We start from the raw sequence: 8,479 nt of genomic DNA on the forward strand, positions 1-8,479 counted from the left end.
ATCGGTCTACCAACGCGAAATCGCCCGCTGTGGCGACGCGCTGGTGGTGCAGTTAACTCACCATTCGCGGCGGACGACTTCAGCGGATACCCACGCCTTGTTGTTAGCGATGAGGGTGCGGCGTTCGGCCTTCTGCTCCTCGGTCATCGGACCGCTCTTGGCTTGGCTGCCACCGTGGGTGTGGAAGCCGGCCGCCTTCGCATCGGCGACGAAGTAGCTGATGTTGGCGTCGCCGTCCGCGTAGACGCGGACGTGGGCGGCGCGCCCGTCGATGTTCTCGATGAGGTCGATGGTGGCGCGTTGGTCGTCGGCGGTGAGGAGTTCGCTGATTCGGGTGTACTCGGTGTCGTAGTAGCCGGGATCGCTTTCAAGGATCGTGTACCCGCGCTCGATCAGTTCGGCTTCCGTTTCAGCCTTGACCTTGGCGCGGGCTTTCTCGTCGCGTGCCCGCTGGGCCGCGTGCGCGAACTGGGCCGGGTCGGTGGTCGCGACCTGGATCAGGTCGGCACGGATGTCGTCGTCGTCGAACTCGATCAGCACCGCCGCCTGATCCAGGGTCAGCTGGTGTTCCTGGATCGCGGAAGCCGCCACCTGGTTCTCGGTCACCGCGAGGGCTGTTTTGACGTCCTTGTGCTTGGTCCCGGTTCGGCGGGCGATCGCGGTGACGGAGAGTCCTTCGAACGCGAGTTGCTGGAACGCGGCTGCCCGGTCGCCGTCGGTGAGGGCTTCGCGCTGGTCGTTCTCGACCATCTGCTGCACGATCCGCTCCGCCGTCACCTCGTCGGCCTGCACGAGGTAGACGGGAATCGTGGCCAGTCCGGCCTCGCGGGCGGCGTAGACGCGGCGCTGTCCGGCGCGGACGGTGACGGTTCCGTCGTCGCTGCGGTGTCCGAGGACGGGGTGAGGACCCCGTTCTCCTTGATGGACTGCACGAATGCGGGGGTGATCGGTGCGGAGGGGCGCACGTTGTGCTCGATGGTCCCGGCCACGGTGGTGTTCTCGCTCATGGTTTTCCTGATCCCTTCAACTGTCCTTGTTCGCCTGTCTGGCAAGGGGAGCGAGGGTGAGCGGGAGCCGTGCGCAGTGCCGGGTCGTGGAATACCGCAGGGAGCGAAGGCGACCCTTCTATGTGCTCTCGTCAATCTCTCGTTCGTGTTTCTTGCCGTTCCGGCACGAAGATCGAGAGCGGGCCGAGGCAGCGCAGTGCCCGGAGCGAGTGGTTGCTAAGCGCAGGGAGCACAGCGAGTGGAGTCTGCAAATAACGCGCGAGGGAACGGAGCTGACGTAGCTCGCTATGATCGGCTGCCGGATCGGGAAGAACATCAGGTAAGACAGCACGCCGAGAGGCGTCCCGTTCAGCGATGACAGTGCCGCATCCGTGCGGCTCCGTGTTCGTGGCCTGCAGCAGCCGGCCCCACTGGATCCGGGTTCAGGCCGCGGTCATGGTGGCGGTGAGTTTTCGGAAGATCTGCCGGGCGATATAACGCTTGAGCTGGCGGCGGATCTCTCTGGTCGATTGGCCCTCGGCCAGGCGCCGGTCTCGATAGGCGCGGGTCTCTGGATCTTTCGCGATCCGGACGCGGGCGACGATGTCCAGTGCCCGGTTGAGCTGACGGTCGCCGGAGCGGTTGAGGCGATGCCGGGCGTTGTTGCCGCTGGAGGCGTGCAGTGGTGAGGCGTCGGTCATGGTGGCCTCAGCGAACGTCGAGCCTGGAAAGGCGGGTCTGCTCAGGACTGGGGTCGATCGTGTCCCGCAAAGCACTCAAGGCGCCTGCGAACTCGTCGACGAACTCCAGATCCTTACCAAGGACGCCGCACCAGTCACGGTTGTCCAGGAATCCGGCGGCGTTGACCGCAGCCTCGGCCGCGGCAGCTTGGACCGCTGCTCTCCTTGACGGTCCTGGAAGGGCAGCGGCTCGCCGAGCACGTAAGTTCCGCGTACCGAGCCCAGCCGGCGACGACGGCTGGGCTGAGCGGAATGGGTGCTCCTAGTGCGCGCCGCTCTCTAACGGCCGGAATCAGGATTTTCGGGATGCGGTCGGAGGTACGGATCGCCAGGCGCGCGAGGGTCTCCCGCAAGTACGGGTTGGTGACTCGTTCGAGGAAGCCTGTCCCGTTCGCTGAGTGCGTATTTGTAGCTCGGAGACCTCAGGGCGTCACGCATTCGCTTGTCGCAGGGGAGTAATCCGATTTTTCAGATGCTCCACTGCCGGGACTCTTCGAAGGTGGCCGGGTTGAGAGCAGCCGGTCGAGATACATCCCTTGACAGGACCGGTGGAAGTTTCCGACGCCGAAAAGGAGGATGCCGGTGGGGACTAGCTCGAGGGCGTGGTTGACGCGTTCGATAGGCGAGTCATGCGTCGTGTTCTGCTGTCACGGGCGCTCCTTGCGATGCCGTTGACGATGGCGAACTGCAGCTCACTCGCACGGCAGCGCGATCCTCGGCACGCTCCAGCAGATCGGCGGCGCGGCCAGCACGGCACTGCTCGTCGCGGTGATGTCGGTAAGATCAGCGGCTCTCGCGGCCGGCGGAGTGTCCATCGAGGCAGCGGCGACGGGAGGCACCCGTGCGGCATTTCTTGTGGCGGCGATCATCTCACTCGGTGGAGTGGTCGGATCGTTCTTCATCCGCTCGACCCCTCCGCGGCCGGGATATCATCGACCTACTATGCACTGAGCGCACCCGCGCCTCAAAACAGCCGCGAATGCCCGCAACGACCTCTCAGCGTGGAGATTATCGCCGGATGCCTCCTCGCGCAGGAGGTCACCGGTGCCATCCGGGTGCTCAGTTGGGGTTCAGCAGAAGGTACGGCCCTCCGCATCGGCTAGAAATCGCTGGTGCCAAAGTTGATCTTGGTCATGGCTCGCAAGTCATCCACCATTGTCATGTTCGTCGCGCCATAGTCGGTTGCACGCCGAAAAGAGTGCGCGAAGTCGTGCAGTGTCCAGATCTTCCGAGATACCCACTCCCCACCGGGTGTTGCTTAGATCGGCGGAGGCTATGTATACCTGACTCCATCCTTGAGTCGCGTCTTCCACCTGCTCTACCGCTCGGCAATTCAAGCCCAGGCTGCGAACGGCGTCTAAGCACGCCAAGACCTTTGTTGGGCCAATACCGGTTACGCGCTGCGCCACTTCCCCCACTCGTGTTCGCAGGTCTATGTGGAAATCCTCACTTCCCTGGACGGAAGTAGAGTGCGAGAGGAGCTCGAAGCGGCCCCATTTGGCGTCGGGGTCGGTGTCCGGGGCCGGCAGGTATTCGTCCTGGAAGATCGACCAGATCTCGGCGCTCGTCACCTCGCCGCCCTCGGCGTCGGTCTTGGCCTGCACGACGCCGGAGAACTCGATCTGCAGCTTGCGCGGCAGGTCGAGCGCGTGGTCGGTCTTCAGCAGGTAGGCCACGCCGCCCTTGCCGGACTGCGAGTTCACCCGGATGACCGCCTCGTAGCTGCGCCCCAGATCCTTCGGGTCGACGGGCAGGTAGGGCACCGCCCACACCAGGTCGTCGACCGTGACGCCTTCGCGCTCGGCTCGCGCGGCCATCGACTCGAAGCCCTTCTTGATGGCGTCCTGGTGCGAGCCGCTGAAGGCGGTGAAGACCAGGTCGCCGCCCCACGGGCTGCGCTCGCCCACCGGCAGCTGGTTGCAGTGCTCGACGGTCCGCTTGATCTGATCGATGTCGCTGAAGTCGATCTGCGGGTCGATGCCCTGCGTGAACAGGTTGACGCCCAGCGTCACCAGGTCGACGTTCCCGGTGCGCTCGCCGTTGCCGAACAGGCAGCCCTCGATGCGGTCCGCTCCAGCCATGTAGCCCAGTTCGGCCGCGGCCACGGCGGTGCCGCGGTCGTTGTGCGGGTGCAGTGACAGGATGACGTTCTCGCGGTGGTTCAGGTGGCGCGACATCCACTCGATCGAGTCGGCGTAGACGTTCGGAGTCGCCATCTCGACGGTCGCCGGGAGGTTGATGATGACCTTGCGCTCCGGGGTGGGCTCGAAGACCTCCAGCACCTGGTTGCAGATGTCGGCGGCGAACTCCAGTTCCGTGCCGGTGTAGCTCTCGGGCGAGTACTCGTAGTAGATCTCGGTGCCGGGCACCATCGACTCGAACTGCTTGCAGAGCCGCGCACCGGACAGGGCGATGTCGATGATGCCCTCCTGGTCGGTGCGGAACACCACCTCGCGCTGCAGGATGCTGGTCGAGTTGTACAGGTGCACGATGGCCTGCTTGGCGCCGACCAGCGACTCGTAGGTGCGTTTGATCAGGTGCTCGCGCGACTGCGTCAGGACCTGGATGGTGACGTCGTCCGGGATGGCGCCCTCTTCGATCAGGCTGCGGACGAAGTCGAAGTCGGTCTGGCTGGCCGACGGGAAGCCGACCTCGATCTCCTTGTAGCCCATACGCACCAGCAGGTCGAACATGATGCGCTTGCGCTCGGGGCTCATCGGGTCGATGAGGGCCTGGTTGCCGTCGCGCAGGTCGACCGCGCACCAGCGCGGCGCGACCGTGATGCGGTTGGACGGCCAGGTGCGGTCAGGCAGATCGACACGGATCTGCTCGTGGAATGGCCGGTACTTGTGGATCGGCATGGCGGAATGCCTCTGAAGGTTCTTCATGGGTCACCCGATTCGGTCTTGTGGACTGAACTTCATCAATGCGCTCGCTCATGACGACTGCGGGTACATGCTCTTCGGGACGCCCTGTGCTGTCAATAACGGGTTTCAAAGTTGAACGATCCGATCAATGTCTGACGATTGATGGGGCAATATTGATCACTATGACGATCCTTGACCTTACGGATGCGCGTATCCTGCTCGCGCTCGATGCCGACCCCAGGAGCCCCGTCGCTGCAATCGCCCAGCAGCTCGGACTAGCCCGGGGCACGGTCCACTCCCGCATAGAACGCTCCGGCGTTATGAACTCCCTTCGTCCAAACAGCACCCGCATCCGCCCGGTTGCACTTGGAAGGGGTGTTGCTGCCTCGATTCAGGTCGAGGTTGATCAGCATCAGATCGATGCTGCGGTTGCCGCGCTTGAACGCGTCCCCGAAGTGCTGGAATGTTTTGCGCCAGCGGGTGCAACCGATCTGCTCCTGCGTGTCGTTGCCCGGGATCCGGATGATCTATACCGAATCGCTGAGGATGTGCGCCTGTGTCCTGGAATTCTTCGGACGTCGACAAGCCTATTTCTGCGCGAAGTTATCCCGTACCGAGTAACACCGTTGGTACGTGCCACTTGGGCGGAACTCTGAGCGGAGGCGTCCAGTCGGGGCTAAAGCAGATACCAGAGAACTTCACCATATGCCAAGCGCGAGGGCATCGCTCCGATGACCCTGACCTACGACGATCTCTTCGTCGGCACTGCGCCTTCTCGTTAGACGCGCCGCCCGACACTCACGGTGGACTCACGGGGCGAGTCCTGGTCGAACGCAAGGTGCGGCTGCTCTCGATCATGGCCGCCACTTCGACGCCTTCGACGAGCGCGACCCGGGCAATTTTGACGAGTTTAACCGTTGCGGCCGACGTGTTCTCTGCTCGGAGGCTGTTCGACGTATGGCCGACGGACATGGTCGTAAATGGCATCGAGAATGGAGCGAGCCTGCCCCTCGACCCCGACGAGTTTGACCCTGCGGACGGCAGCGACCGAGTCCTCGACGTGTTACGCAGAAAACCACCTGCAGTTCCGCGATTCCGAGGGCAAGACCTCGGGTGTGCGGTGGCCGGCTGCCATCGGGGCGTGACATCCCGTCTCGGTGCTGGTGGCAGCGGGCTCTACCGGAGGTCCGTTCGAGCTCTCAAATGCTGGACGCGTCGAGGTCGCCTCCGAACGGTACGACGACCTTCGTGTCGGCCCCCGAAGGTCGGCAGCGCCAACTCATCCGTGACGCCGCTCGGGACGACGAGGCTCGCGCTGCGATCTACGATCTCCTCCCAGTCAGACGTCGTTTGTCGGCTAGGTGACCGCGGCAAGAGTTGGGGAGCCCGATATTGCATAAGTCGGCGACCGATGGTCGTCAGGATCGATAGGGTTGCGATTGTCCACCGTGTTGTGCCAAGTTCGCCAGCTTCGCCTCCAGCCCACTTCAGCGGGTGCCGCTTAGCGAGGCCGATCGCCGATCACGATGAGCGTTTCCACTCGCCGCACGGTCGGGTCTGCCCATGTCGGTCGGTCGAGCACCTCGGCAAAGTGGCCCTGATCTCGAAGCACCAACCGTGCGATCGCATCCCAGCGTCCGGTGGTCCGGTCGAGATGTACCGCTTCCGGGAAGGCCTGGATCGACGAGATGACGTTGGCCATGCTGGATCCGCGCTCGAGCTCAATGCCCAAGAGGACCTCTAGGCCCAGCCCGATGGCGATCGGGTCGACGTCGACGCGGTAACCCAGGATGACGCCTCGTGACTCTAGCCGTTCCAGTCGCTCACCGACCGCCCCCGCCGACATGCCGATCTCTCTGGAGAGGCCGCGCACCGACATTCGGGCATCCGCGCGCAACAACCGGAGGAGACGCTGGTCGATCGGATCAAGCAGTGGGAGAAGACCTGGGACATCCACGAAGCAAGTATAGAATGCCTGCTCAAACGGGCACTCTTCCAGGCGATCTGATGATCAATTGATGAGTCGGCGTGTTAGCCTTGTTGCCATGATCGTTCGAGGCACCGTCGCCGCCGGTTTCGATAGAGTGCGTGATGCATTCGAGCGCGGTCACGCCGACATCCCGGGTGGCGCGCAGCTCTGCGTCTATGAGGGCGACTCCGTGGTCGTCGACCTCTGGGGTGGCGCCGATGCCCGGGGCGCCCTCGTGCAGGCGGACTCACTCATGGGGTTGGCGTCGTCGACTAAGGGCGAACTGGCGATGACGGCGCTGATGCTCATCGATGAGGGCGTGCTCGACGCTAGTCGACCCATCAGCTACTACTGGCCCGAGTACGGGACCAATGGCAAGCGTGACACCCTGCTCGAGCACGCTCTGACGCATACCACGGGGACACCTATGACGCCGTCGGACAGCGGGATCGAGTCGGTCGAGCTCGCCGATTGGGATCGATGCATCCATGCCTTCGAGCGCGCCGAGCCGCTCTGGAAGTCGGGCACCCGCTGGTCCTACCACGCCGTCGCGTTCGGGTTCCTCGTCGGCGAGGTCATCCGCCGGGCCACGGGTCGAACCGCGGGCGACCTGTTTCGGGAACGGATCTCGGGTCCCCTGGGCGCCGACTCCTGGATCGGGCTCCCTGCCGAGTACGACGACCGAGTCCTCATCCGCACGCCGTGGCCGGATCTTCCCGAGAACGTCGAGACCCCAACCGCCCCTGTCCCCACTGGAGATCGCGTCGTAGACGAGGTCGGCGCTGGTGCGTACGCACTCCGTGATGTGATCGACTTTCTCAACACACCCGCCGGCCGCCGTGCGGAGCTCGGCGGGAGTAACGGCGTGGCGTCGGCGCGAGCCCTCGCCCGCGAATATGCGGCGGCGATCGGCGAGGTCGGGGGTGTCCGCTTGTTCTCAGATGAGGCTCTCCGATATGCCATGCGAGACCGTACTCAGACGCTCCCTACGGTTTGGCCCGCAGCCATAAAGCGCGCATGCTACGGACTCGGGTTCGCCGTGGAGAACCCGCTGGACTCGCCGCCGTGGCCGAGGGGCTGGTTCGGCCACGGGGGCGCAGGCGGCGTCCAAGGCTTCGCCCACCCGGCGACGGGGCTCGCCGTCGGCTACACCTGCACCGACCTGCACCCAGCACGAGAGGATCCACGCTTGGGGTGGCTGCCGGCACTCTTCGAGGGTCGATAGCGGGTGCGTGACGCCAAGCGTGGCGACTGCTCGACGTCGGTAATTCGGATTCTCCCGACGACATCGGCTTGTGCCAGTTCGATCAGGCGCACAAGACGGCGCGGCGGGCCTCAGTTGTCTCGAGAAAGGCGAGGACGCCTCTAAGAGACTAGGCCAAGGTATTGCGGCGTCCTCGTCTGGATCCCCAGTCTTCGCGGGTTGCCGACTTCCGCGGCATCGGTCGAGAACCCCCACGGCGCATCGCCTCAGGCTGAACGCCTCCGCACTCGCGGATCCAGCGCTGAAGGGCGCCCGATCCAGCAACTCACCCCAAGCGGGTCGGCAAGGATCGACCGGAACAGGTCACTCGCTGTCTCACGCGTGGTACGACGGATCACCTCGCCGACGATGAACCCGAATGCAACGACGTGATACATCAGTCAGCTAGTTCTTCCGATGTGGATGGACTATTTCAAGACGCGAATCAGTGGTCAGGACAATCTGCCTGATGACGAAGCGCCGGTGCCGGCTTCGGTCGCATCTGAATCCAAGTAGGTGGAGAGGGTCAACCCCGCATTTACCCCGCACATTGAAGCAAGGTTTACGCCATCCTAATCAGCCCTGCGCAATCGAAAACAGTAGTGCCCCGTAGAGTGGTGTAACGAACCCCGAGTAACAACGGCCCCACTGAAAGAACAGCGTGGCCACCGGGG

Annotated in this window: 8 protein-coding genes and 1 pseudogene; 2 read left to right on the forward strand and 7 right to left on the reverse strand. The window is 64.0% G+C overall.

Annotation, left to right across the window (positions count from 1 at the left end):
• Nucleotides 1-57 precede the first annotated feature (57 nt).
• From AC1ROW_RS21950 to leuA, 6 genes and pseudogenes are all read right to left on the reverse strand, one after another.
• The gene (locus AC1ROW_RS21950) at nt 58-792 is read right to left on the reverse strand and encodes a hypothetical protein (RefSeq protein WP_493021789.1); all 735 of its coding nucleotides are present in this window, start codon (nt 790-792) and stop codon (nt 58-60) included.
• Nucleotides 774-1,007 carry a hypothetical protein gene (locus AC1ROW_RS21955; RefSeq protein WP_493021791.1) on the reverse strand — a complete coding sequence of 78 codons (234 nt, stop codon included), beginning with the start codon at nt 1,005-1,007 and terminating at the stop codon, nt 774-776. The genes AC1ROW_RS21950 and AC1ROW_RS21955 overlap by 19 nt, the downstream gene beginning before the upstream one ends.
• Nucleotides 1,008-1,429: 422 nt before the next feature.
• The gene (locus AC1ROW_RS21960) at nt 1,430-1,687 is read right to left on the reverse strand and encodes a transposase (protein WP_493021793.1); all 258 of its coding nucleotides are present in this window, start codon (nt 1,685-1,687) and stop codon (nt 1,430-1,432) included.
• Between the two features lie 134 nt (nt 1,688-1,821).
• Nucleotides 1,822-2,094 (reverse strand): annotated as a pseudogene (locus AC1ROW_RS21965) (hypothetical protein); the annotation flags it as partial.
• 324 nt (nt 2,095-2,418) lie between these two features.
• Nucleotides 2,419-2,628 carry a hypothetical protein gene (locus AC1ROW_RS21970; RefSeq protein ID WP_493021795.1) on the reverse strand — a complete coding sequence of 70 codons (210 nt, stop codon included), beginning with the start codon at nt 2,626-2,628 and terminating at the stop codon, nt 2,419-2,421.
• A gap of 243 nt (nt 2,629-2,871) precedes the next feature.
• Nucleotides 2,872-4,614, reverse strand: coding sequence for a 2-isopropylmalate synthase (leuA, locus tag AC1ROW_RS21975; RefSeq protein ID WP_493021797.1), 1,743 nt, complete (start codon nt 4,612-4,614; stop codon nt 2,872-2,874).
• Between the two features lie 161 nt (nt 4,615-4,775).
• Between leuA and AC1ROW_RS21980 the strand changes: the two genes are divergently transcribed.
• A complete protein-coding gene (locus AC1ROW_RS21980; RefSeq protein ID WP_493021799.1) occupies nt 4,776-5,249 on the forward strand; it encodes an Lrp/AsnC family transcriptional regulator in 474 nt (157 codons plus the stop codon).
• 845 nt (nt 5,250-6,094) lie between these two features.
• Here AC1ROW_RS21980 and AC1ROW_RS21985 read toward each other — a convergent pair.
• The gene (locus AC1ROW_RS21985) at nt 6,095-6,550 is read right to left on the reverse strand and encodes an Lrp/AsnC family transcriptional regulator (RefSeq protein WP_493021801.1); all 456 of its coding nucleotides are present in this window, start codon (nt 6,548-6,550) and stop codon (nt 6,095-6,097) included.
• Nucleotides 6,551-6,638: 88 nt separating this feature from the next.
• Between AC1ROW_RS21985 and AC1ROW_RS21990 the strand changes: the two genes are divergently transcribed.
• Nucleotides 6,639-7,787: a serine hydrolase domain-containing protein gene (locus tag AC1ROW_RS21990; protein WP_493021803.1), complete on the forward strand. Its 1,149-nt coding sequence runs from the start codon at nt 6,639-6,641 to the stop codon at nt 7,785-7,787.
• Nucleotides 7,788-8,479 lie beyond the last annotated feature (692 nt).

The organism is Leifsonia sp. GW821-FHT13C09 (genome assembly GCF_058806435.1).